This window comes from Arthrobacter sp. MDT1-49-2 (assembly GCF_059090185.1).
The window spans coordinates 1-21,119 of sequence record NZ_JBNHFK010000001.1 but is presented as its reverse complement, the minus strand read 5'-3'; the positions used below and the strand labels follow the sequence as shown (position 1 = coordinate 21,119).

Annotated in this window: 19 protein-coding genes; 10 read left to right on the top strand and 9 right to left on the bottom strand. The window is 66.1% G+C overall.

From position 1 onward, the window contains the following. Positions 1 to 11 precede the first annotated feature (11 nt). Positions 12 to 3,491: a DNA polymerase III subunit alpha gene (locus AC5RTS_RS00095; protein WP_493990051.1), complete on the bottom strand. Its 3,480-nt coding sequence runs from the start codon at positions 3,489 to 3,491 to the stop codon at positions 12 to 14. Positions 3,492 to 3,497: 6 nt separating this feature from the next. After that, a complete protein-coding gene (locus AC5RTS_RS00090) occupies positions 3,498 to 3,809 on the bottom strand; it encodes a DUF6504 family protein (protein WP_493990050.1) in 312 nt (103 codons plus the stop codon). Positions 3,810 to 4,099: 290 nt separating this feature from the next. Here AC5RTS_RS00090 and AC5RTS_RS00085 point away from each other — a divergent pair, with 290 nt between their 5' ends. Beyond that, the gene (locus AC5RTS_RS00085) at positions 4,100 to 4,504 is read left to right on the top strand and encodes a hypothetical protein (protein ID WP_493990049.1); all 405 of its coding nucleotides are present in this window, start codon (positions 4,100 to 4,102) and stop codon (positions 4,502 to 4,504) included. On the opposite strand, the gene AC5RTS_RS00080 is transcribed toward AC5RTS_RS00085, so the two are convergent. Then, positions 4,501 to 6,105 (bottom strand): MDR family MFS transporter, encoded by a 1,605-nt coding sequence (locus tag AC5RTS_RS00080; protein ID WP_493990048.1) that lies wholly within the window; start codon positions 6,103 to 6,105, stop codon positions 4,501 to 4,503. The two genes, AC5RTS_RS00085 and AC5RTS_RS00080, sit on opposite strands and share 4 nt — an antisense overlap. Before the next feature lie 31 nt (positions 6,106 to 6,136). Beyond that, positions 6,137 to 7,894, bottom strand: a complete 1,758-nt coding sequence (locus AC5RTS_RS00075) for an MDR family MFS transporter (protein ID WP_493990047.1) — start codon at positions 7,892 to 7,894, stop codon at positions 6,137 to 6,139. A 251-nt stretch (positions 7,895 to 8,145) separates the two neighbouring features. On the opposite strand from AC5RTS_RS00075, the gene AC5RTS_RS00070 reads away from it, so the two are divergent. Beyond that, on the top strand, positions 8,146 to 9,189 hold the full coding sequence (locus AC5RTS_RS00070; RefSeq protein ID WP_493990046.1) for a DUF2776 family protein: 1,044 nt from the start codon (positions 8,146 to 8,148) through the stop codon (positions 9,187 to 9,189). A gap of 25 nt (positions 9,190 to 9,214) precedes the next feature. Here the strand turns inward: AC5RTS_RS00070 and AC5RTS_RS00065 are convergent, their stop codons facing one another. The 3 genes from AC5RTS_RS00065 to AC5RTS_RS00055 form a co-directional block, all read right to left on the bottom strand. After that, positions 9,215 to 10,048, bottom strand: a complete 834-nt coding sequence (locus tag AC5RTS_RS00065; RefSeq protein WP_493990045.1) for a tyrosine-protein phosphatase — start codon at positions 10,046 to 10,048, stop codon at positions 9,215 to 9,217. After that, a complete protein-coding gene (locus AC5RTS_RS00060) occupies positions 10,041 to 10,607 on the bottom strand; it encodes a DUF2087 domain-containing protein (protein WP_493990044.1) in 567 nt (188 codons plus the stop codon). Before AC5RTS_RS00060 ends, AC5RTS_RS00065 begins: the two co-directional genes overlap by 8 nt. A gap of 69 nt (positions 10,608 to 10,676) precedes the next feature. Further along, positions 10,677 to 11,015, bottom strand: a complete 339-nt coding sequence (locus tag AC5RTS_RS00055; RefSeq protein WP_493990043.1) for a chorismate mutase — start codon at positions 11,013 to 11,015, stop codon at positions 10,677 to 10,679. Between the two features lie 119 nt (positions 11,016 to 11,134). Here AC5RTS_RS00055 and AC5RTS_RS00050 point away from each other — a divergent pair, with 119 nt between their 5' ends. Beyond that, positions 11,135 to 11,584, top strand: a complete 450-nt coding sequence (locus AC5RTS_RS00050; protein ID WP_493990042.1) for a VOC family protein — start codon at positions 11,135 to 11,137, stop codon at positions 11,582 to 11,584. Here AC5RTS_RS00050 and AC5RTS_RS00045 read toward each other — a convergent pair. After that, positions 11,581 to 12,351, bottom strand: a complete 771-nt coding sequence (locus tag AC5RTS_RS00045; RefSeq protein WP_493990041.1) for an SOS response-associated peptidase — start codon at positions 12,349 to 12,351, stop codon at positions 11,581 to 11,583. The genes AC5RTS_RS00050 and AC5RTS_RS00045 overlap by 4 nt on opposite strands. Before the next feature lie 134 nt (positions 12,352 to 12,485). Here AC5RTS_RS00045 and AC5RTS_RS00040 point away from each other — a divergent pair, with 134 nt between their 5' ends. Beyond that, positions 12,486 to 12,710 (top strand): mycoredoxin, encoded by a 225-nt coding sequence (locus tag AC5RTS_RS00040; RefSeq protein ID WP_146361879.1) that lies wholly within the window; start codon positions 12,486 to 12,488, stop codon positions 12,708 to 12,710. Here AC5RTS_RS00040 and AC5RTS_RS00035 read toward each other — a convergent pair. Further along, on the bottom strand, positions 12,707 to 14,935 hold the full coding sequence (locus tag AC5RTS_RS00035; protein ID WP_493990040.1) for an MMPL family transporter: 2,229 nt from the start codon (positions 14,933 to 14,935) through the stop codon (positions 12,707 to 12,709). The two genes, AC5RTS_RS00040 and AC5RTS_RS00035, sit on opposite strands and share 4 nt — an antisense overlap. Positions 14,936 to 15,172: 237 nt before the next feature. Between AC5RTS_RS00035 and AC5RTS_RS00030 the strand changes: the two genes are divergently transcribed. From AC5RTS_RS00030 to AC5RTS_RS00005, 6 genes are all read left to right on the top strand, one after another. Further along, entirely contained in the window at positions 15,173 to 16,258 is a 1,086-nt protein-coding gene (locus AC5RTS_RS00030) for an S-(hydroxymethyl)mycothiol dehydrogenase (protein WP_493990039.1), read from the top strand. After that, positions 16,258 to 16,899, top strand: coding sequence for an MBL fold metallo-hydrolase (locus tag AC5RTS_RS00025; RefSeq protein WP_493990038.1), 642 nt, complete (start codon positions 16,258 to 16,260; stop codon positions 16,897 to 16,899). The genes AC5RTS_RS00030 and AC5RTS_RS00025 overlap by 1 nt, the downstream gene beginning before the upstream one ends. 169 nt (positions 16,900 to 17,068) lie before the next feature. Continuing rightward, positions 17,069 to 17,899, top strand: coding sequence for an SDR family oxidoreductase (locus AC5RTS_RS00020; RefSeq protein ID WP_493990037.1), 831 nt, complete (start codon positions 17,069 to 17,071; stop codon positions 17,897 to 17,899). 107 nt (positions 17,900 to 18,006) lie between these two features. Next, positions 18,007 to 18,825 (top strand): DUF427 domain-containing protein, encoded by an 819-nt coding sequence (locus tag AC5RTS_RS00015; RefSeq protein ID WP_493990036.1) that lies wholly within the window; start codon positions 18,007 to 18,009, stop codon positions 18,823 to 18,825. A 502-nt stretch (positions 18,826 to 19,327) separates the two neighbouring features. Next, positions 19,328 to 20,143 (top strand): hypothetical protein, encoded by an 816-nt coding sequence (locus AC5RTS_RS00010; protein ID WP_493990035.1) that lies wholly within the window; start codon positions 19,328 to 19,330, stop codon positions 20,141 to 20,143. After that, positions 20,140 to 20,523 (top strand): GntR family transcriptional regulator, encoded by a 384-nt coding sequence (locus tag AC5RTS_RS00005; protein WP_493990034.1) that lies wholly within the window; start codon positions 20,140 to 20,142, stop codon positions 20,521 to 20,523. The genes AC5RTS_RS00010 and AC5RTS_RS00005 overlap by 4 nt, the downstream gene beginning before the upstream one ends. Positions 20,524 to 21,119: the final 596 nt, after the last annotated feature.

Below are 21,119 nucleotides of genomic sequence, written 5' to 3'. Positions count from 1 at the left end.
CCGTACCGATGTTATCCGCTGCGCTTGTGCCCCACCAACATGCCGCGCTGACTGTCCGGCAGGGGAAGCGAGGCTGTGTCCGCCAAATTCCAGGCTTCGAGGGCCTGCAGGCTGATGCCGCGGGGTCCGGTGCGGCGGGTCAGCCCGCGGACCAGCAGCAGCTCGGTGCCGAAGAGCAGCGGACCGGACTTCTCCTGCGCCTCGTGGAAGAACGTGCAGTCCACACAGCCGGTGCCGTCATCAAGGCTGATGAACACCACCCGGCGGCCGCCGCGCATGGGCGGGGTCTGGGTGGCCACCCGGATCCCGGCCACCAGCACCTCGGAGCCGTTGCGCAGGTCCATCAGCGCTTCGGCAGGTGTCACTCCCAGTCCGCGCAGCAGCGGCGTGTAGCTTTCCATCAGGTGTGCGCTCACGTCCACGGAGAGCAGGTCCAGTTCGGTGCGGACCTTTTCCCGCATCCCCGGTTCGGGCAGCTCGCGGTGCAGGTTCGCCAGCTCGGTATCCCCCAGCGGCAGTGCCAGCTGCCCGGGGATCGGCTCGTACTTCCGGGACGAAGACCGGGCCGGAGCGGCGTCGAGGTAGGAGATCAGGTCCGCCCGACTGCCTTCGGATCCGGTTTTTTGGCTCAGCGAATCGAAAGCACCAAGCTGTGCCAGGCGGCGCAGCGTGGGCCGGGAAACCCGTGCCCGGGCGCGCAGATCAGCCAGTGAGTCATAGGGCTGCCCGGCGGCAATGCGCCGGAGTTCAACGGCGGACAGCCCGTAGATCCCGGCCAGGGACAACCGGATGCCCAGTTTTCCGGGCTGCCCGGGCTCTTCGGAGGGGATCCGCTCCACCCGGTACTGCTCCCCGCTGCGGTTGATGTCCAGGGGCAGGATGGGAATGCCCATCCGCCGGGCCTCGGCGACCAGCAGCCGGCGCGGATACATGCCAGGATCGTGTTCGAAAATCCCGGCCAGGAACGCTTCGGGATGGTGCGCCTTCAGCCAGGCCGACTGATAGGTGGGCACGGCAAAGGCCGCCCCGTGGGCCTTGCAGAAGCCGAAGCTGCCAAAGGCCTTCAGCGTGTCCCAGACCTTGTTGATGGTCTCCGGCGTGTAGCCGCGCTCCGCGGCCTTGCTGCGGAAGTATTCCTCCACCCCCGGCTCCGCTGCCTCGTTGCCCAGCAGACGGCGCAGTTCATCAGCCTTCGCCAGTCCGCAGCCGGTAAACACGTTCAGGGTCCGCAGCACCTGTTCGTGGAAGACGGTGACGCCGTGCGTTTCCGCCAGCACCGGGCGCAGTGCCTCGTGCGGGTAGACCTCGGGCGAGAACCCGTGCCGGTATTCCAGGAACGGCCGGACCATGTCGGATTTCATCGGTCCGGGCCGGAACAGGGAAATGTCGATAATCAGGTCGTTGAATTCCCGCGGGGCCATCTTGCCCACCAGCTCCCGCTGGCCCGGGGATTCGATCTGGAAGCAGCCCAGGGTATGCGTGCTGCGGATGAGCTCATAGGTGGGTTCGTCGTCGAACGGCACCGCGTCCAGGTTGATCCGGCCGTCGGCTTCGATGAACTCAGGATCCGGGCTGCCGGGATCTTCCCGGTGGCCGCCGGCGGCAATGACTTCCTCCCGGGAGGAATGCACCCGGACCACTTCGCGGACGGCGAAGGCCATGGCGCTCTGCATCCGCACCCCGAGGACGTCCAGCTTGAGCATGCCCATCGGGTCCATGTCGTGCTTGTCGAACTGGGACATGGGCAGGCCCAGCCCGCTGGGCTGCACGGGGGTGCGGTCCAGCAGGGACTTATCCCCCAGGATCACCCCGCACGGGTGCATGGAGATGTGCCGGGGAAGACGGTCCAGGCGTTCGGTGAGGTCCACCAGCAGGTCCAGCTGCTTGTTCTTTTCCACCTGGCCGGAAAACTCGCGCAGTTCCGGCTTTTCGGCGAGCGCCTCACGGAAGTTGCGCGCCGAGAAGCGCCACAGCTGCTTGGCCACGGCACCGATGTCCTCTTCGTGCATGCCCAGGGCCAGTCCGGCGTCGCGTACCGCACCGCGTGCCCGGTAACCGTTCTGCATGCTCATCAGCGTGACCCGTTCGGAGCCGAAGCGTTCGAAGATGCGGTGATACACGTTGTGCCGTTCGGCGCTTTCCACGTCAATGTCGATGTCCGGCAGCGTGGAGCGGTCCCGGGAAAGGAACCGCTCGAAGATCAGGTCATGGTCCAGCGGATTCACGTGGCTGACCCCCAGCAGATAATTCACCAGCGAGGATGCCCCCGACCCGCGTGCCGCCGCGCGTACCCCCATTCCCGTGATCATGGCCGAGACTTCGGCAACCGTCAGGAAGTAGGAGGCGAAGCCCAGCCGTTCGATAATCCCCAGCTCATGGTCAAGCCGGTGCCGGATTTCCGCTTCGGCAACCGAGTCCCGTGACCGCAGCCGGCGGGTAATCCCGGCTTCGCAGCGGCGCCGCAGTTCCAGCATGGGTTCAATGTCTATGCCGATCACCGAGGCTTCGGGCACTACGGGCTGCTTCCAGCCCATATCCCCTACCGGGTCCATCCGGCAGCGGTCCGCGAGCGCCGCAGTGTCGGCCAGCATCCGGGCGGCTGAGCCGCAGCCGGCCTCGGAGCTGATCTCCCGGGCCAGCGCGGTCATCTCCCGTGTCCCCTTGAGCCAGCCCTGCCCGTTGGGCTGGCGGTCCGGCAGCCGGGACAGGGAAGTCAGCGAGCGCGCGGCGTCGAGCACGTCCGCAGTGGCGGCGCCGTCCTCATCGACGTAGCGCACGGCATTGGTCAGGATGGTCGGTACGCGCATCTCGTCAGCCAGGCGGAACATCCGCACCGCGTGGGCGAGGCTGAGGTTCTCCCCGGGCGGAGCCAGGTGCGTGACCACTTCCACGGCGAGCGCCCCGGCAGGGATGACGGAACGCCAGCGGCCGAACAGGGTGCGGGCGACGGCGTAGCTGCGGCTGCGCATGGCCTGGCCGACGTCGGACTGCGGGCCGACCAGGATGGTCAGGACCGGTTCTTCCTCCTCCCAGGGAACGGCACCCGCCTTCGGACCCGTCAGGGCGGGGTTCCCCTCTCCCCCTGCATGGTCCAGGCCGCCCCGCGCATACCGGGCCAACTGCTCCATGGTGACGCCCACGGGCTTGCCGGTCCGTGCCCGGGAAGCCGAGGTGGAGGCATGGGCGGCGGAAATCAGCCGGCACAGGGCGCTGTAGCCCGCTCCCCCGGTATGTCCGCGGGCCAGGACGACCACCCTGCCCGTGACGGTGTTCTCCTTGTCCAGGACCGCGAGATCCACGCCGACGATGGGATCTATGCCTGCCTCCATGCAGGCACGCAGATGCTTGACCGTTCCGTACAGCCCGTCCCTGTCCGTGCAGGCAAGGGCATCGGCGCCGTCCGCGGCCGCGGCGGCTGCCATCTCCTCGGGCCAGGAGACCCCGTAATGCGCGCTGAAGGCCGTGGCGGCGTGCAGGTGGATAAAGCTCATGGGGTCTCAGGCACTGTCCTTCAAAGCGTCATGGATCCGGATCAGGCGCCAGCGGTCAGTGTTGACATGGTGCGAGAGGTCCAGGGTGCGCAGGTCAGAGCGGTCGCTGACCCTCGCCTGGACGCGCCAGATCTCGGTATCCACCAGGCCGGCACCGTGGCCGCGCTCTGCCCGTGCTTCCTCTTCCCACCAGTTGCGGCGTTCATACCAGCGCACGGGATCGGCCCCCACCTTGTAGGTGCGGCCGCCCCATACCAGCCGCAGCGGCTTTCCCGCAGGCGAGCACACCACCTCTATGCCTTCGCTGAAGACACCCATTTCAGCTTCCTTCCCCGCCGGACCCGTGCACACCGCAGGTGGATCCTCGCCCGCAGCCTCCCTCAGGGGGCCAACTGGTTATTAATTGCCAACTAATTCGAACATATGTTCGAACGCTTCCTCTTCAGTGTACGACCGGCGGCTGACAATCGGCACCGCGTCCTGCCGGATCCGGTGTCCGGCCCGCACACACACGCTGCTTCAGCCGAGTCGGGCGGAGAGGCTCCGACAGAACCGCGCCGCTCTGGTGCACACTGGTTCCAGATTCCCGCCCACCGATGGAGTACCTTTTGGATCCCGAAATCCCGTACCGGAACCCGTATGCCGGCACCGAAGAAACAGATACCCCCGACCAGCCCGAGCCCCGGGCGGCACGGCAGCGGTTCAGCAAAGCGGGCATCACCGGCATGGTCATCGTCACCCTCGGCTGGGCCCTGGCACTGTTCCCCTTCTACTTCTGGATCCGCAGCTTAGGCAGTGTCGGCGCCGGCGTGGGAGGCGTTCTTAATCTCATCGGCTTCCTCGGTATTGCCGCCCTGATTGCCTCCGTCGCGGGCTTCACTGCCGCGCTCCGGGCCGGCAATAAGAAGCTGGCCGCCCGGCTGTACATCATTCCCTCCCTGCTGTGGCAGCTCCCCCTGGCTGCGCTGATCGGCTGGACCCTCTTCCTCCTGTCCACTTACGAAGCGACCTAGGCTTCCTCTGCTGCTTCGCGGCGCACCGTGGTGGACAGCGGTACTTCCCGGATAAACAGGCACAGCACCAGGGCGGCTGCCACCACGGGCACGCTCAGCAGGAAAATCGGCGGCAGGGCGTTGCCGAAAGCAGCGGCAATGAAGTCCTGCGCGGGTGCGGGCAGGCCGCGCAGCATCGCCGGACTGAGCGAGTTGATGTCCCCGCCCACCGCAGCTCCGGCCCCCGCAGGCGCCCCGGCCAGCTCGTTGCCCAGCCGGTGGATGAAAATCGAGCCGAACAGGGCAATACCGAAGGACGCACCGATCTGGCGGAAATAGTTCGCCGCGGAGATCGCCGCCCCCATATCCCTGCCGGGCACACTGTTCTGCACAATCAGCACCAGGTTCTGCATCAGCATGCCGATTCCCAGCCCCATCACCAGCATGCCCAGCGCCGTAAAGCTGTAGGGGGTGGTGTCCGAAATCCGCGAGAGCAGCACCAGTCCGGCAATAATCACCGCGCAGCCAAGCACGGGGTAGATCTTGTACTTCCCGGTCCGGGAGATCAGCTGGCCGGTGCCGATGGAGGTGAGCAGCAGCCCGCCCATCATCGGCAGCATCATCAGCCCGGACTGTGTGGCGGTGGCCCGGTTGACCATCTGCAGGAAGGTGGGCAGGTAGGAGATGGTGGAGAACATGGCGATTCCGACGGCGATGCCCACCAGCACGGGCAGCAGGAAGTTCCGGCGCCGGAACAGGGCCAGCGGGAGGAGAGGTTCGGCAGCCCGCCGCTCCACCGGGATAAATGCCCCGGCGGCCGCCAGGGTCACGGCAGCCAGGGCAAGGATCTGCGGGCTGGACCAGGCATACGTGGTGCCGGCCCAGGTGGTCAGCATGATCAGCGCAGCGCTCGCGAGCGCCAGCAGGCCTGCGCCGGCGTAGTCCAGCTTCGGGCGCCTTCCCTTGGGCTTGGGCAGGTGGAGCGAGGTGATGACGACGGCGAGCGCCACCGCTCCGATGGGCAGGTTGATGTAGAACACCCAGCGCCAGGACCAGGCATCGGTGATCCACCCGCCCAGCAGCGGCCCGCCCACGGAGGCCAGCCCGAAGGCGGCACCGATCAGCCCCATGTATTTGCCGCGTTCCCGCGGAGAGACCAGATCCCCCAGAATGGCCTGCGCACCGATCATCAGTCCGCCGCCGCCGATGCCCTGCAGCGCGCGGAAGCCGATCAGCTGGCCCATGTTCTGCGCCAGCCCGGACAGGACGGATCCGGTGAGGAACACCGCAATGGCAAAAATGAAGATGCTCTTGCGGCCAAACAGGTCACCGAGTTTGCCGTAGATCGGCAGGCCTATCGTCGCCGCCAGGATATAGGCCGTGACGACCCAGGACAGGTGTTCCAGCCCGTTGAGATCGCCCACAATGGTGGGCAGTGCCGTGGCCACAATGGTTTGGTCCAACGCTGCCAGCAGCACTGACAGCAGCAGACCGGTGAGGACAAGGGGCAGGTTCCGCTTCGGCACCTCGGCCTCGGCGGTCTCCCCGCGGTGTCTGGGCATGGCGGGAACGGACCGGGGCGGGGCAGCCGCAATACGCGGCGTCAGTGCTTTGTGGGACATAAAAGGACTACTTCCTTGGCTGGATTGCCGCCTACTCCGTCTGCGCCTCCAGGTGGGCGGTTTTGGACAGCGGCTGCTGCACGATGAACAACGTGAGGACAAACGCCACCGCAAGGATGGGCACTCCCAGCAGGAAGATGGGCGGCAGCGCTTCGCCGAAGGCGGACTTGATGAAGTCCTGCGCGGGGGCGGGAAGCCGCCGGATCATCTCAGGGCTGATCGAGTTGGCACCGCCGGACGCAGGGTCCCCTGCCCCGGCGGGCGCGGAAGCCAACCGGTCATTGAGCCGGTGGATGAACAGTGAACCAAACACGGCGATACCCAGCGACGCGCCGAGCTGCCGGAAATAGTTGGCCGTGGACACGCCGGTGCCCATGTCACGGGGCGGGACGCTGTTCTGGACAATCAGCACCACGTTCTGCATCAGTGCCCCGATGCCCAGTCCCAGCACCAGCATGCCCAGGGCTGTGAACGAATACGGCGTCGTGCTGGAAATCCGCGAGAGCAGGAGCAGCCCGATCATCATGACTGCCGAGCCCAGGATGGGATAGATCTTGTATTTGCCGGTGCGGGAGATCAGCTGGCCGGTGCCGATGGAACTGATCAGCATGCCGGCCACCATGGGCAGCATCATCAGCCCGGACAAGGTGGGAGACGCCCCGTTGACAATCTGCAGGAAGGTGGGCAGATAGCCGATGGCACCGAACATCGCCAGCCCTACGGCCGCGCCTACCAGGGTGCAGATCAGGAAGTTGCGGATGCGGAACAGCCGCAGCGGCAGCAGGGGCTCCTTTGCCCTCAGTTCCACGGGGATGAACAGTGCGACGGCTGCCACGGCCACGGCAGCCAGCGTCAGGATGGTCGGGGAGGTCCAGGCGTAGTTGTTGCCGCCCCAGCTGGTCAGCAGCACCAGTGCAGCGGTGCCGATGGCCAGCAGCGCGGCCCCCGCATAGTCCAGGGGGATGCCCGTTGCACTGTTCCGCGGCAGGTGGAGCGCTGTGATGATGATGGCCAGGGCAATGATGCCCACGGGCAGGTTGATGTAGAAGACCCACCGCCAGGACCAGTAATCCGTGAGGTACCCGCCCAGCAGAGGACCACCGACGGAGGCGATACCGTAGGCAGCTCCGATCAGGCCCATGTATTTGCCGCGCTCCCGGGCGGAAACAATGTCGCCGATAATGGCCTGCGCACCGATCATCAGCCCGCCGCCGCCAACGCCCTGGATGGCCCGGTAGGTGATCAGCTCGGCCATGCTGTGCGACTGGCCGGACAGTGCGGAGCCGGCCAGGAACACCACGATGGCGAAGATGAAGATGTTTTTGCGTCCCAGCAGGTCACCTAGCTTGCCGTAGATGGGCAGCCCGATGGTGGCCGTCAGCAGATAGGCGGTGATCACCCAGGACAGGTGGTCCAGCCCGTGCAGGTCCCCCACAATGGTGGGCAGCGCCGTGGAGACGATGGTCTGGTCCAGGGCCGCAACCAGCACCGAGAGCATCAGGCCGGTGAAGATGACGGCGACGCGCCGGCTGGAGTGCGGCGGTGCCGGTTGCCGGCCCGAGGGAAGGTCTGGGGCGGCGGCCGCTGCCGCCGTTGCCGCCGTTGCCCCGCGTGCCCCGCGTGCCGGTGCTGCGGCGCCCGCCGGGGAGGCACTTCCCGGGACAGCAGCCGCCGGGGCACCCGAATGGGCCGCCAAGGAGACGGTGCTGACCGGGGCGCCCATGGCACCGGTCATCCCTGCGGCGGGGTGGGCTGCTGTTGTGCCACGGGCGGTGAATTGCTCTGCCATGCGCATCTCCTTGGAAATTTCCGCCGGATGATGGCAGTGAAGGATTGCACTTCCCATTCGACGCCCGACGTCCGGCCAAGTCAAAGGTCGGGCTGCGGCGGCAAGGACCGCTAAGTCGCATCCGCAGGGGGCTGCTCCCCGCCCCGCCGTTGTTCCATGGGTGGGACAGTCGCACACTGGCACTGAACGCGGACCGGCCGGATGCCGATGCCGATGCCGCACGGGATCCACGATTTCTTTCGGGGTAGGCCATGAACCGCACCATCAGTATCATTTTCCGCGCGATACCGCTTCTGATGGGCGCAGTCTGTCTGTCCTACGGCCTCTACATCCTGGCCGGCCCCGACGATGCCGGCCATTTTGTCGCCGGGCACGTTAACGTGGGGCTGACCGCCATCTGTTATGCACTGTTCACGACGGCGGCAACCATCATCCGGCAGCTCATCAACCGTTACGGGCGCGTGTGGGGGATCATCCTGCCGCTCTCCGGCTACGTTGCTGCTGCCGCCGCCATCATCTGGGGCATCGTCCTGGCCAACCGGGAGAACACCGCCGCAAACCTGACGGCGGGCTTTGTGGTCATCGGTGTCGGCTTCGTCGCCTCGTGTGTCAGCACCGTCGCGGCCGCATCCACAAAATTCACGCTGATCCAGTCGGCGCAGTTGCTCGATCCGCTGGGCGGACCGCCGGAGGGTGCCCATTCGCGCACCGCCGGCGCAGTGTTGATCGCCGTTCCGGTGGCCGCAGCCATTGCCGGTTTCTCCCTTGCGGCCGGCCTGCTGGCGCGCGGAGACACCCCGGGATTCGTGGCCGGTCACGTCATGATCGGGTTGTCCGTCATCTGCACCTCCCTGATCGCCCTGGTCGCGAGCATCGTGCGCCAAATACGCAATGCCTTCAGCGACAGCGAGCGGCTGGTCTGGCCCTGGCTCGTTGCAGCCGCGGGCGCCGTCAACCTGCTGCTCGGATTCTTCGTCCTGTTCAGCTCGGACGAGTCCTACCGGCTGGCCCCGGGATGTGTGCTGCTTGGCCTCGGACTGATCTGCTTCAGCATCCTGTCCAAGGTGCTGTTGCTCGCGCTCGTCTGGCGCCGCGGGTTTGCCCTGGCCAACCGCATCCCCCTGATGCCCATCGGAACTGCGCTCACCTGCCTGTTCTTCGCGGCGTTCCTTTTTGAAGCTGCTGGCACGGACCCGGCGTTCCTTGTTCCCTCGCACGTGCTGGTGGGTCTCGGCGCCGTCTGCTTTACGCTGTTCTCCATCGTCTCGATCCTCGAAGCGGGAACGTCGGAGTAGCCGCACTGTTCCACGGGCAGCCGGGTCACCGGTCCTCGGCCGCCGCCTGCCCTGCCGGGCTCAGGCTTCCCCGCCAGGTGCGGATGGAAGTGCGGACGGTGTCCGGCAGCCCGGCGTCGTCGAACAGCCGCTGCAGGGAAAAGCCGTCCAGCACCGCGCGGAAGGCTCCGTCCATGCTGGTGCCGTACTCTGCGCAGAGCTCCTCGGACGCCGCTTCCGGATTGGGCCGTCCCGATGCTGCCGCGAAGGCGTCGGCATTGCTGGCGGTTTCGAAGTAGTCCTCCCGGATCTCCGCCGGTTCCGCCCGGGCGGCGGTGAGCAGCACCATGGCGGTCATCCCGGTGCGGTCCCGTCCCGCCATGCAGTGGAACAGCACCCCGCCCTCGGGAGCATTGGCCAGGGCGGTCAGGACGGCTCCCATCCGCTCCGGAAGCCGGGTGAGGTGCGGAAGGTAGTACAGCGGTGTGCCCATCAGCCCGTTCTCCCAGTATCCCGCCCAGAAGTCCGGATTGTCCTGCAATCCGTCCAGGTCCACCGGCACCGTGGTGAGCCAGTCCGGGCGGCCCGCGGTGTCCCGCGCGCGCTCGCCGGGCTGGCGGAGGTCGACGACGGTGCGGACGCCCAGCGCGTGGAGCTGGTCCCAGCCTTCGGGACGGACCCAGTCGACGCACTCGGACCGGTAGAACACTCCGTGCGGGGTGCGTGAGCCGTCGCTGCGGCGGCGTCCGCCGAGATCACGGAAATTCACCAGGCCGCTGACGGCCGGGGCTGTCTCAGGTGTAGTTCCGGGTGTTGTCCCGGCTGCCCGGGGGCCGGCAACTGCGGGGCCGGGAACGTCAGGCCCGGGAACGTCAGGCAAAGTCCATTCCTTCCGCCGGGCGGGGACGGGTGAGCCAGTATTGTGTGCCGGCGGGATCCCTGTCCACAATGCCTTCATCCACCAGGTAGCGGCGGATGGCGGCCGGATCGGCGGTGAAGGCCGCCAGCCGTGCGGTCAGCTCCTTTTCCGTCAGCACAGGCCGCAGTCCCGGTTCCGGAGGCCGGGCATGCTCAAAGACCTCTCCGGCCAGGAAATGGAGAAGCTCCAGCCGGTCCGAACGTTTGCGCGGGTAGTTCACGACCTTGCCGTTGACCAGGAAGCGGCGGGCGGAGGTTTCCGGCGGGCGGACCCCGGCGGCCAGCAGATCGGCGAAGACCGACGGCGCGGCTTCCACCCCGCGCTCGCCGACACGGACCAGGCCGGCGTCCTTTAGCACCGCGAGTGATTTGGACTCCGCAGAGGTGAGGTCCGCCGGGTCCAGCGGGACGCCGTTGTCGGCCGCCAGCACGGCGCGGGCGTAGAGATGCAGCCGGCGCGGGTCCGCGAGCGCCGCGGCCACGGGACGCCAGGCATTGCCGGGCTTAGGAGTCGGGGTCATGCGGCACAACATACCCCACCCCGCCGCAGCCGGTGCGGCCCCGGCCCCGGCGGAGACCAGGGCGCGCCGCTAGCTGCGGCTGAAGGCGTCCAGCCTGCGCTGGGTTTCCATCTGCTGGCGTACCTTGAGTTCGTAGTCCACGAACGCCTCGATCATGGCCTTGTACGTGCGTTCCACCACGTTGCAGTCGCTGTCCTGGTCTTCGGCTGCCTGCCGGACGTGGGCAATCACTTCCTCCATGCGTTTGGGTGACCGCACGGCGTCGTCGTTTTCCTTCAATCCCCCGGCAAGACGGACCAGCCGTTCCCGCCGCCAGATCAGCGCAACGATTTCCTCATCGATTTCGTCAATTGCTGTCCGGACATCATCTAGCTGTCCCGAAACGGATTTCTGCTCAGCTGTTTCCATGGTTTAAGAGTATCCAGTACCCGCCGGCAACACCGCTGCAATTGCCGCCCCGCGGCGGGGCTCCCCCGTCTTCCGCGCCACAATACGCATTTCTCCGCATTCGGTGGCAGGATCAAAACGTGAACCCCCATGTATCCGTGGTCACCGTAGGCGTACGGGACCTCGAAGTGACTTACGCGTTTTATGCTGCCCGGCTGGGCTGGACGCCGCTGCAGTATGTTCCGGAGGAAGTGCTGTTTTTCCAGGTGAACCACGGCCTGGTGCTGTCTTTCTTCCGTGCCGACCATCTGGCCGCGGAGGCCGGGCCGCTGGGCGATATCCGTGATGCCCCGTTCACCCTGGGCCACAACGTGGAATCGCCGGCCGAGGTGGATGCCGTGCTGGGCAAGGCTGCCGGCGCCGGCGGGCAGATCACCGCACCGGGAAGCCAGATGAGCTGGGGCGGGTACTCCGGCTACTTCACCGACCCGGACGGCGTGCGCTGGGAAGTCTGCTTTAACCCCGGGCTGGCCGTGGATGCCTCGGGTCACGTGACCCTGGCCGTCGTGGGCCAGGATCTGCCCGGCTAGAAGAGCGCCCCATCCTCGGTAAGCGCCGCCTCCCCGGGATGCAGCAGGTACTCGCCGTCGTTGCGGACATTGCCAACGGCCGGATGGGCCGGACACAGGATCCAGTCCGACGCCGCCGCATACGCCTGTGACACGGCCGCGCCCACCAGCGCCTGGGCGTCCCGGCGGGCGGGATCCAGCCAGGCGGCCATTGCCGCCGGCGACAGCGGCAGCGGCAGCCGGTCATGCAGGTCCGCCAGCTCGCGCAGCGCCGGCTCCGCGGACTCCGCAGGCGGTGAGGCCACGGTCAGGATCGAGGTGGAAAGCAGCCACCGGTCCGGATCGGCCGGCCCCTTGGCCGGATCACGCCACCACTCATACAGCCCTGCGAAGAAGATCGGACCCCCGTCCGGCCGCGAGACATAAAACGGACGCCGGGTTTTGCCGGGACCGGCCTTCCACTCGTAGTACCCGTCCACCGGGACGGCGCAGCGGCGGGCAGCGACGGCGTCGCGGAACGTCGGTTTTTCCAGCACTGTCTCGGTCCGTGCGTTGAATGCCCGCACCCCCACCGACGCGTCTTTCGCCCACCCCGGCACCAGGCCCCACCTCGCCACGTGCACCTCACGGATGTGCCGGCCGTCCACGAACCGTTCAAGCACCACCGGCACGTCCGACGTTGGCGCGACGTTCCAGGAGGCGCGCAGCTCAAGGTTCGCATCGGCTTCGGCCTCCGCCTCGGCTATCAGGTCCGCTGTGGCCCGGGCCATCACGTATCGTCCGCACATGCCTTCAGTCTGCCACCGGGAATGGAGCCGCCCCGAATACTGTTGATACGGGCAATCAGCCATTTACCTTGAGAAGGAGCACCGCCGTGGCAGCCACAGCCGAAGCCTTTACCCCCGCCGCCGGAACCATCACCATGTTCTCCACCTCCTGGTGCGGCTACTGCCGCCGCCTGAAGTCCCAGCTGGACAGCCAGGGCATCGGCTACACCGAGGTGAACATCGAGGACGTCGAGGGCACCGCGGATCTGGTGGAGGCCCTGAACGGCGGCAACCAGACGGTCCCCACCGTCATCTTCCCGGACGGCTCCTCCGCCACCAACCCGTCCGCCTCCGAAGTGAAGTCCCGCCTGGGCCTCTAGCGCCCCGCCGTCGCGGGCGGCCCGGCATCGCGCCGGGCCAGCCGCGACGGCCACCAGATCCGCCGCCCAATGTCATAGGACAGTGCCGGCACCAGCAGCGAGCGCACCACCAGGGTGTCCAGCAGTACGCCGAAGGCCACGATGAAGGCCAGCTGCGCCAGGAACAGCACCGGGATCACGCCCAGGGCGGCGAAGGTTGCCGACAGCACAATGCCGGCGCTGGTAATCACACTGCCGGTGATCATCAGCCCGCGGATCACCCCTTCACGGGTGCCGTGGCCGATGCTTTCCTCCCGCACCCGGGTCATCAGGAAGATGTTGTAGTCCACGCCCAGGGCCACCAGGAAAATGAACCCGTACAGGGGCACCGCCGGATCCGCTCCCGGGAACCGGAAGACGTGGTTGAACACCACGGCAGAGACGCCCATGGTTGCCCCGAAGGACAGCAGCACCGTCAGGATCAACAGGAACGGTGCCAGCAGCGAGCGCAGCAGCAGCATCAGCAGGAACAGGATCACCACCAGGACCACCGGGATGATGAGGTTCCGGTCATGGGCGGCCGCCGCGTTGGTGTCGATGGTGGTTGCGGTGACCCCGCCGATCAGGACCTCCCCGGTGTCGGCCGTTTTCTCCCGTATTTGGGTCACCGTCTGCTCGGCGGAATCCGACTCCGCCGATTCTGTCAGTGTCGCCTCCAGCAGGACCTTCCCGTCCACGACCTTCGGCGCTCCCGAGGTACCCGGCACGGGCGAGGCCTGCACGCCGTCGGCCGTCACCGGCAGTGTTCCGGCCGGAGTGCCCGTGGCATTCACCGCAAGAGCGTCCACGCCGGGCACCGAAAGGACGGTCCGGGCCACCTCGTCCAATTCACCTTCCGGAGCGACAATCAGCGCCGGACTGCCGGAGCCCGAGGGGAAGTGCTCCCCCAGGACCTGCTGGCCTTCCTTGGCTGCGGTCTGTCCCAGCACGAAGTCGCTCTGCGGCACGCCGGAGGCCCGCAGCTGCAGCAGGCCCGCGCAGGCAATCAACAGCACCAGGGTCGGCACCACCCAGACCCGGCGCGGATGGGCTTTGACGGTGCGTGCCACCCGCGGCCAGAACCCCTTGGCGGTATTGCCGTCCCGGTCCGGGTGTTCCGAACCGAACGCCGGCCGCCGCGGCCAGAACGCTGCCCTGCCGGTGAGCATCAGCAGCGCCGGGAGCAGCGTCATGGCGGCAAGGAAGGAGAATCCGATGCCGATGGCGGCCACCGGGCCCAGTGCCTTGTTGGAATTGAGGTCGCTGAGCAGCAGGCACAGCAGCCCGGCCACGACCGTGGCAGCGGAGGCGAGCACCGGCTCAATGGTGCCCTTCAGGGCTGCCTTGGTCGCATCCCAGCGCCCCTCATGGTCACGCAGCGATTCCCGGTACCGGGAGACATACAGCAGCGAATAGTCCGTGGCGGCACCGATCCCCAGGATGAACAGGATCCCCTGCACCTGGCCGTTCAGGGTCAGCGCCCCGGCCTTGGCGAGGTAGAACACCACCAGGATGGCCGCCGAGAGGGCAAGGATCGAAGTCAGCAGGACCAGGAAGGGCAGCAGCGGGGAACGGTAGACCACTACCAGGATCACCAGCACCGCCAGTGCGGCCACCAGCACCAGGGAGGTGTCGATGCCGCCGAAGGCTTCGGTAATGTCCGCCAGCTGGCCGGCCGGTCCGGTGACATAGCCGTCCAGCCCCGGCGGGATGCCGTCCTTCGCCACACTGTTCAGGTTCTCCACTGTGGCCGCCGCGCCGTCGTTGTCCTCCACGGGCACAAAGAGCTCTGCCGCCCTGCCGTCCGTGGAAAACTGCGGCGGGGACACCTGGCCGGCGACGCCGTCAACGTCCGCGAGGGCCGAAGCCCGCCCGGTGACGAACGTCCGGTCCGCCTCCGTCAGGCCGCCGTCGTTCACGAACACCACCACCGCGGGGATTGCGTCGCTGTCCGTGAACTTCTCCTGCAGCTGTGCCACCTGGGTGGATTCCGAGCTGGCCGGCAGGTAGGAGGTCTGGTTGTTGTCCGCCACTTCGCTGATCTTGCCGAAATACGGGCCCCCGACCCCGCCGACAGCCAGCCAGGCCAAAACCAGCAGCACCGGCAGCAGGAAGATGCGCCAGCCGGTGCGCGGTCCTTTTCCGGGAGAGTGGCGTGTACTGCCGGACGCTGCCGGCATACCGCTGCCGGATGCTGAGGCGTTCATGGGCCGTCCTGGGGTAGGTGGCACTCCGGAAATATCCGCCGCGGCATGGACACGCTGCAGACCCTTTTCCGCCTTCCATCGTAGGGCGGCACCGGCGCTGGCGGCAGTCCCTGCACGGTTGCGCCGGAAGCGGAAGGGTAATTCCCGGCTTCGCTCCCGGCCGACACCCTTCATAGGATGGAACCCGGGACGCCGGACGTCGGCGCCCCGCCCGAACATCGCAGGAGGCAGCACCCCATGGTCCATAAGGTTCAGGCCGTAGTCGTCAAGGAAAAGAACGCACCCGTTTCGCTGGAAACCATCCTGGTTCCGGACCCGGGACCAGGCGAGGCGCTGGTGGATATCCTCACCTGCGGCGTCTGCCATACCGACCTGCACTACAAGCAGGGCGCCATCAATGACGACTATCCGTTCCTGCTCGGCCACGAAGCCACCGGTGTGGTCTCCGCCGTCGGCCCCGATGTCACCGAGGTGGCTCCCGGTGACCGCGTGGTGCTGAACTGGCGCGCCGTGTGCGGCGAATGCCGTGCCTGCCGCAAGGGCGAGCCGCAGTACTGCTTCAACACCGCCAACGCCACCCAGAAGATGACCCTGGAGGACGGCACCGAACTGACGCCGGCCCTGGGCATCGGCGCGTTCGCCGAGAAGACGCTCGTGGCTGCCGGCCAGTGCACCAAGGTGGACGACGACGTCGATCCCGCCGCCGTGGGCCTGCTCGGCTGCGGCGTGATGGCCGGCATCGGTGCCGCCATCAACACCGGCGCCGTGCAGCGCGGGGAGTCCGTGGCCGTGATCGGCTGCGGCGGCGTAGGCATTGCCGCCGTCGCCGGCGCGAAGCTGGCCGGAGCCACGACCATCATCGCGGTCGATATCGATTCCGCCAAGGTGGAGCTGGCCAAGGCCCAGGGCGCCACGCACGGCATCAATTCCAAGGAAGAGGACCCGGTCGAAGCGATCCGCGCCCTCACCGGCGGCTTCGGTGCCGACGTCGTGATCGACGCCGTGGGACGCCCGGAAACCTACGAGCAGGCCTTCTACGCCCGCGACCTCGCAGGCCGCGTGGTCCTGGTGGGCGTGCCGAACCCGGACATGAAGATCGAACTGCCGCTGGCTGAGGTCTTTGGCCGAGGCGGCTCGCTGAAATCCTCCTGGTACGGCGACTGCCTGCCGTCGCGTGACTTCCCCATGCTGGTGGAGCAGTACAAGCTCGGCCGGCTGGACCTGGACGCGTTCGTCACCGAGCGCATCGGCCTGGGCGACATCGAAGAGGCCTTCACCAAGATGCATGACGGCAAGGTCCTGCGTTCGGTGGTGGAACTGTAATGTTTCGCATCGACAACGTAGTCACCTCGGGGACGTTTTCGCTCGACGGCGGCACCTGGGATGTGGACAACAACGTCTGGATCGTCGGCGACGACGCACAGGTGATCGTCATCGACCCGGCCCACAACGTTGACGCGATTGCCGACGCCGTGGGCGACCGTGAGGTCATGGCCATCCTGCTCACGCACGGCCATGACGACCACATCCGCGCGGTGGAACAGGCCCGGGACCGCTTCAGCGCCCCGGTATTCCTGCACGCCGCGGACCGGATGCTCTGGGACGCGGTGTTCCCGGATGAGGGACCTGATGACGTGATCGAGGACGGGGACACTTTCGAGGTGGCCGGGCACACCCTGCGCGCCCTGCACACCCCGGGCCACTCCCCCGGATCGGTCTGCTTCTCGCTGGCCGCCGGCGAAGACGTTCCGGAGCCGGTGGTGTTCAGCGGGGACACGCTGTTCAACGGCGGCCCCGGCGCCACCGGCCGTTCCTACAGCGACTTCCCCACCATCATCGAGTCCATCCGGGAACGCCTGCTGACGCTCCCGGCCGAAACCAAGGTGCTCACCGGACACGGCGACGCGACGTCGATCGCCGCCGAAGGTCCGCACCTGGACGAGTGGATCGCCCGCGGGCACTAAGCCCCTGGCCAAACCCTGCCCCAAGGAAAAGGGCATGCCCGGCTGGAAGGCCGGGCATGCCCTTTTTTACGCGTGTCCTGACTCTTCGTGTATGCCTCGGAATTATCCGGCGGCCTAACCGGTTCCCTCCAGCACACCCTTCTCCACGACACTTAGCAGGGAGCACAGCATGAGCAAGGTCTGGTTCATTACGGGAACATCGCGCGGCTTCGGCCGCGAATGGGCGGAAGCGGCCTTGGAACGCGGAGATTCCGTTGCCGCCACCGCCCGCAGCACGGACAGCCTCACGGAGCTGGTGGACACCTACGGTGACCGGGTGCTGCCGTTGCCCCTCGACGTCACGGACCGCGCCGCGGTCTTCGCCGCCGTCCGGCAGGCACAGGAGCACTTCGGCCGGCTCGACGTCGTCATCAACAACGCCGGGTACGGGCAGTTCGGCATGGTCGAGGAACTTTCCGAGGCCGAAGCACGCGATCAGATTGAGACCAATCTGTTCGGAGCGCTATGGGTGACCCAGGCCGCGCTGCCGTACCTGCGCGAGCAGGGCAGCGGCCACATCATCCAGGTCTCCTCCATCGGCGGCATCTCCGCCTTCCCCTCCGTGGGCATTTACCACGCCTCGAAGTGGGCCCTGGAAGGACTGAGCCAGGCACTGGCGCAGGAGGTTGCCGGCTTCGGGATCAAGGTCACCATGATCGAGCCCGGCGGGTTCTCCACCGACTGGGGCGGCAGCTCCGCGAAGCATGCGCAGCCCATTGCCGCCTACGACGTCGTCCGTGAGCAGTCTGCGAACCGGCCCAGCCGCCGGGGCATGCCCGGTGATCCGCGTGCCACCCGCGGGCCGATCCTCAAGATTGTCGACGCCGAAAACCCGCCCCTGCGGGCGTTCTTCGGCGAGGGGCCGCTGGCCATAGCCAAGGCCGACTATGAGTCCCGGCTGGCGAACTGGGAAGAGTGGCAGCCGGTGGCACTCGAAGCCCACGGCGGCGGCAGCAACTAGCCGATCCCGCTTCCGGAAGGCCGGTCCCCGGACCGGCCTTCCGCCGCCGGCACATCCCGAATCCCCAGCCCCTTGAATCGGGTTTCATCCCGCAAGACACTGGGCACATGGCACTGCAAATCAGCCCCTCCATGTGGAAACTTCTGCCCGAGCTGCGCTACGAGCCCACGCCGCGGCGCATCCGTGCACAGCTGGGCGACAACACCGTGGTGGATTCCACGCACGCGGTGCTGGCCTATGAGCCTCGACGGGTTACACCCCTTTATGCCGTCCCGGCCCGGGATATTGCCGCAGAGCTGATCGCCGCTGACAGCCCGGAGCAGGACCCGCTGGCACACGTGCCGCCGGATGCGCTCATGGACCCGCGTTACCCCTTCGCCGCGCACACCGCCCCGGGGCAGCGGTTGGATCTGCGTGCCGGTTCCCACGATCTGCCCGGCGCGGGCTTCCGTCCGGATGATCCGGATCTCGCCGGCTACGTGCTGCTGGACTTCGGCGCGTTTGACCGCTGGCTGGAAGAGGACGAGGAGATCAAGGGCCACCCCCGGGACCCCTTCCACCGCGTTGACGCACGGCAGTCCTCCCGGAGTGTCCGGGTGCACCTGGGTGGACAGTTGCTGGCGGAAACCCGCGAACCTCTGCTCGTGTATGAAACGATGCTGCCGCCGCGGACCTACTTTCCCCGTGGCGACGTGGACTGGGATGTCCTTCAGCCGTCTCTCAAGCAATCGGTCTGCCCCTATAAGGGAACCGCGACCTACTGGTCAGTGGCCGGGCAGCCGAAGGGCACGGACCTGGCCTGGTCCTACGAGACCGTGCTGCCGGATTCGGGGCAGCTCAAGGACCGGGTCTCGTTCTTCGACGAGCGCACCGAGGTCTACGTCGATGACGTTCAACAGGAAATCAACTCCCTGTTCCGCTTCTGAGGTGCGTGCTGCTCCGGTATCAGGCTGCCGTCCAATGCGAATTCCTGAACCCACCAACAAGCAGTGAATTTCTATACCAATGCAGCCTGACTGTGCGGAGACAGTGCCGTTGGGGTTCACCCACATACGGCCAAAGGATCCCGTATAACGGGCACCCCACCACAGAGGAAAAGTTAGACCGTCCAGACATCCCAAGAAGTACTGTGTTCTTAGGCCGTCTTACTTGTGCTACTTTGGCAGCACAACACGTGGTGACAATCATCACGTTCCAACGCCTATGGGGGCACAGATGGACACCAACCTGGCCAGTACCTTCTTGCATGAGCTTCCTTGGGAAGTGGCAATCGTTCCTGGGCTTGCGCTATTCGCAGCGTCTTGGCTCTTTCCCCGGCGAATCGTTTCACTCCCAGCCGAAGGCTCCCGTAGAAGGACACTGTTTTTGACGGGGACCCTCGGACCGTGCGCGGTGGTCGTAGCCGCGAGCATCACGAGCACAATGAACATGCTCATATTCGACGCGTCGGGATTCGACGGCTGGTGGCGGCGTCCTGCCCCGCTGGTTGCAGCGATCCTGGCATTGATTGTCACAGCGCGGATGTTGGGCAAGGAACCCGTTCCCGCACCGGGTCAACGTGCCATCGCCCCACTACGTCGCTGGTTCGCCTACACATCCGCATCCCTGCTTTGGGGCATCGGACTCACAGGCACCCTATTGGTGGTCACTACTATGTGGCAGATCATGATCGCCACAAGCGCACCAGAAAGCGGTCCGTTCGTTGGCCGCATACTGGAGTACACATCGCTTCCGATTTTCATGAGTTTCAACGGAGGTAACGGCTATGCCCCTGGCGCGGGTTGGCCCAACCACCTGGCCACCCTCCTCACCGTCGTCCTTGCTTGCGTCGTACTCTTAGTAATCAGCCGGACGGATGCCAACCGCCCAATACCGGTGCAGGTCTCTGTGCAGAGTGTCAGGGCGCAGCGGGAACCCGTGGCACGCCTCATGGGCCTTATCGTGTTCGCCGGGTTGATCATTACCCTCGGGGCGGTTTGGATGCACACCGGCTTGTCCGGTCAGACATCCGCCGCTTACGAACAAGTCACTGCGTCTTCTCCGATTATGTTTGTTGAGGGCAGCTACAGCGGGATTGCTAAGGAAATGAATCTCACGGGCCATCTGATCCAGGGGGCCGGGGTCGCGCTGGCGCTAAGGACAGCCGTTGATACCGCTCGGGCCTACCTTAGGGGGACAGCCAAGAGTTCCTCACCTGAACGAGCGACTGAGGGCAGCACCGGGATTTCGGGGGCATCTCGGTGAATGTTCCCACACCGAGCTCAGCCGATGAGATAGCTGAACTCTTCAGGGGCGCGATCCGTTCCGGGCAACTCGGGGACGGCGAACGCCTGCCCACCGTCCGCCAAACAGCACGCGATTTTGCCGTAGCGCAGGCAACTGTTGCCAAGGCGTACAAAGTTCTCGAGCGTGACGGACTCGTCATCAGTCGTACTGCCGCCGGCACCCGGGTCGCTCCCGGCGCATCCAAGGCCCCGCAAACGGTCATAGAAACCATCCGTACACTCGTCGAAGCCAGTGACACTGCAGGAGTATCTCTGGATGATGTCATTGCGATACTGCGCAACGTCTGGAATGGATCTTCTGAAACCAACAAGGGTGACGATGAAATGCAGTCTCCTTAGCCCCAAGCGTTGGATGCCGCTGATTAGTAACCAGCTTTCGCAGTGATTCCCGTCCTAAAGTGCGCTCACCACCCCATTTCCCCCGCGAGAAGGTTACCTATAAGGCGTTTGGAGATCCTCCGCACACGCTGACTTTACGACCACCTAAAATAAGGGCGTGCGAACGCTCGTCGCACCGGGAATCATCGGACTGAATAGACCTGGACATGTCAGAATAAACCCGCCATGAAGCTCGCAGGGACTCGACGCGTTACGGATTCTGTTGTGGAGGAATAGGTTATAAATCGCCGTAGGGTAAGTTCGCGAGGCGAGGTCATAATCACTAACTATTGGAGAGAAGTCGATGAGGGCAACCAAGACTCTGAAGCAAACCAGTGCGGTGGGCTTCGTATCAGCTCTGACTTTCTCAGTGTTCTTATTAAGCGGTTGTGGTAGCAGCAACTCGGAAGCGCCGAGCGCGACCCCCAGTCCGACGGCGAGTCAGAGTTCGACAGCTAGTTGTAACTCTTACGGACGTTGTGAACGCGTTCGATAGGTGAGAGGCCCCCGATCCCGGTATGGGCTCGGTGATGATTGTAGTGATGAAGCCAGGCATC

Bases quoted from the DNA above. Each gene is read 5' to 3' on its own strand.
- AC5RTS_RS00095 (WP_493990051.1), bottom strand. From the start codon at position 3,491: ATGAGCTTTATCCACCTGCACGCCGCCACGGCCTTCAGCGCGCATTAC.
- AC5RTS_RS00090 (WP_493990050.1), bottom strand. From the start codon at position 3,809: ATGGGTGTCTTCAGCGAAGGCATAGAGGTGGTGTGCTCGCCTGCGGGA.
- AC5RTS_RS00080 (WP_493990048.1), bottom strand. From the start codon at position 6,105: ATGTCCCACAAAGCACTGACGCCGCGTATTGCGGCTGCCCCGCCCCGG.
- AC5RTS_RS00075 (WP_493990047.1), bottom strand. From the start codon at position 7,894: ATGGCAGAGCAATTCACCGCCCGTGGCACAACAGCAGCCCACCCCGCC.
- AC5RTS_RS00070 (WP_493990046.1), top strand. From the start codon at position 8,146: ATGAACCGCACCATCAGTATCATTTTCCGCGCGATACCGCTTCTGATG.
- AC5RTS_RS00060 (WP_493990044.1), bottom strand. From the start codon at position 10,607: ATGACCCCGACTCCTAAGCCCGGCAATGCCTGGCGTCCCGTGGCCGCG.
- AC5RTS_RS00055 (WP_493990043.1), bottom strand. From the start codon at position 11,015: ATGGAAACAGCTGAGCAGAAATCCGTTTCGGGACAGCTAGATGATGTC.
- AC5RTS_RS00045 (WP_493990041.1), bottom strand. From the start codon at position 12,351: ATGTGCGGACGATACGTGATGGCCCGGGCCACAGCGGACCTGATAGCC.
- AC5RTS_RS00040 (WP_146361879.1), top strand. From the start codon at position 12,486: ATGTTCTCCACCTCCTGGTGCGGCTACTGCCGCCGCCTGAAGTCCCAG.
- AC5RTS_RS00035 (WP_493990040.1), bottom strand. From the start codon at position 14,935: ATGAACGCCTCAGCATCCGGCAGCGGTATGCCGGCAGCGTCCGGCAGT.
- AC5RTS_RS00030 (WP_493990039.1), top strand. From the start codon at position 15,173: ATGGTCCATAAGGTTCAGGCCGTAGTCGTCAAGGAAAAGAACGCACCC.
- AC5RTS_RS00025 (WP_493990038.1), top strand. From the start codon at position 16,258: ATGTTTCGCATCGACAACGTAGTCACCTCGGGGACGTTTTCGCTCGAC.
- AC5RTS_RS00020 (WP_493990037.1), top strand. From the start codon at position 17,069: ATGAGCAAGGTCTGGTTCATTACGGGAACATCGCGCGGCTTCGGCCGC.
- AC5RTS_RS00015 (WP_493990036.1), top strand. From the start codon at position 18,007: ATGGCACTGCAAATCAGCCCCTCCATGTGGAAACTTCTGCCCGAGCTG.
- AC5RTS_RS00010 (WP_493990035.1), top strand. From the start codon at position 19,328: ATGCTCATATTCGACGCGTCGGGATTCGACGGCTGGTGGCGGCGTCCT.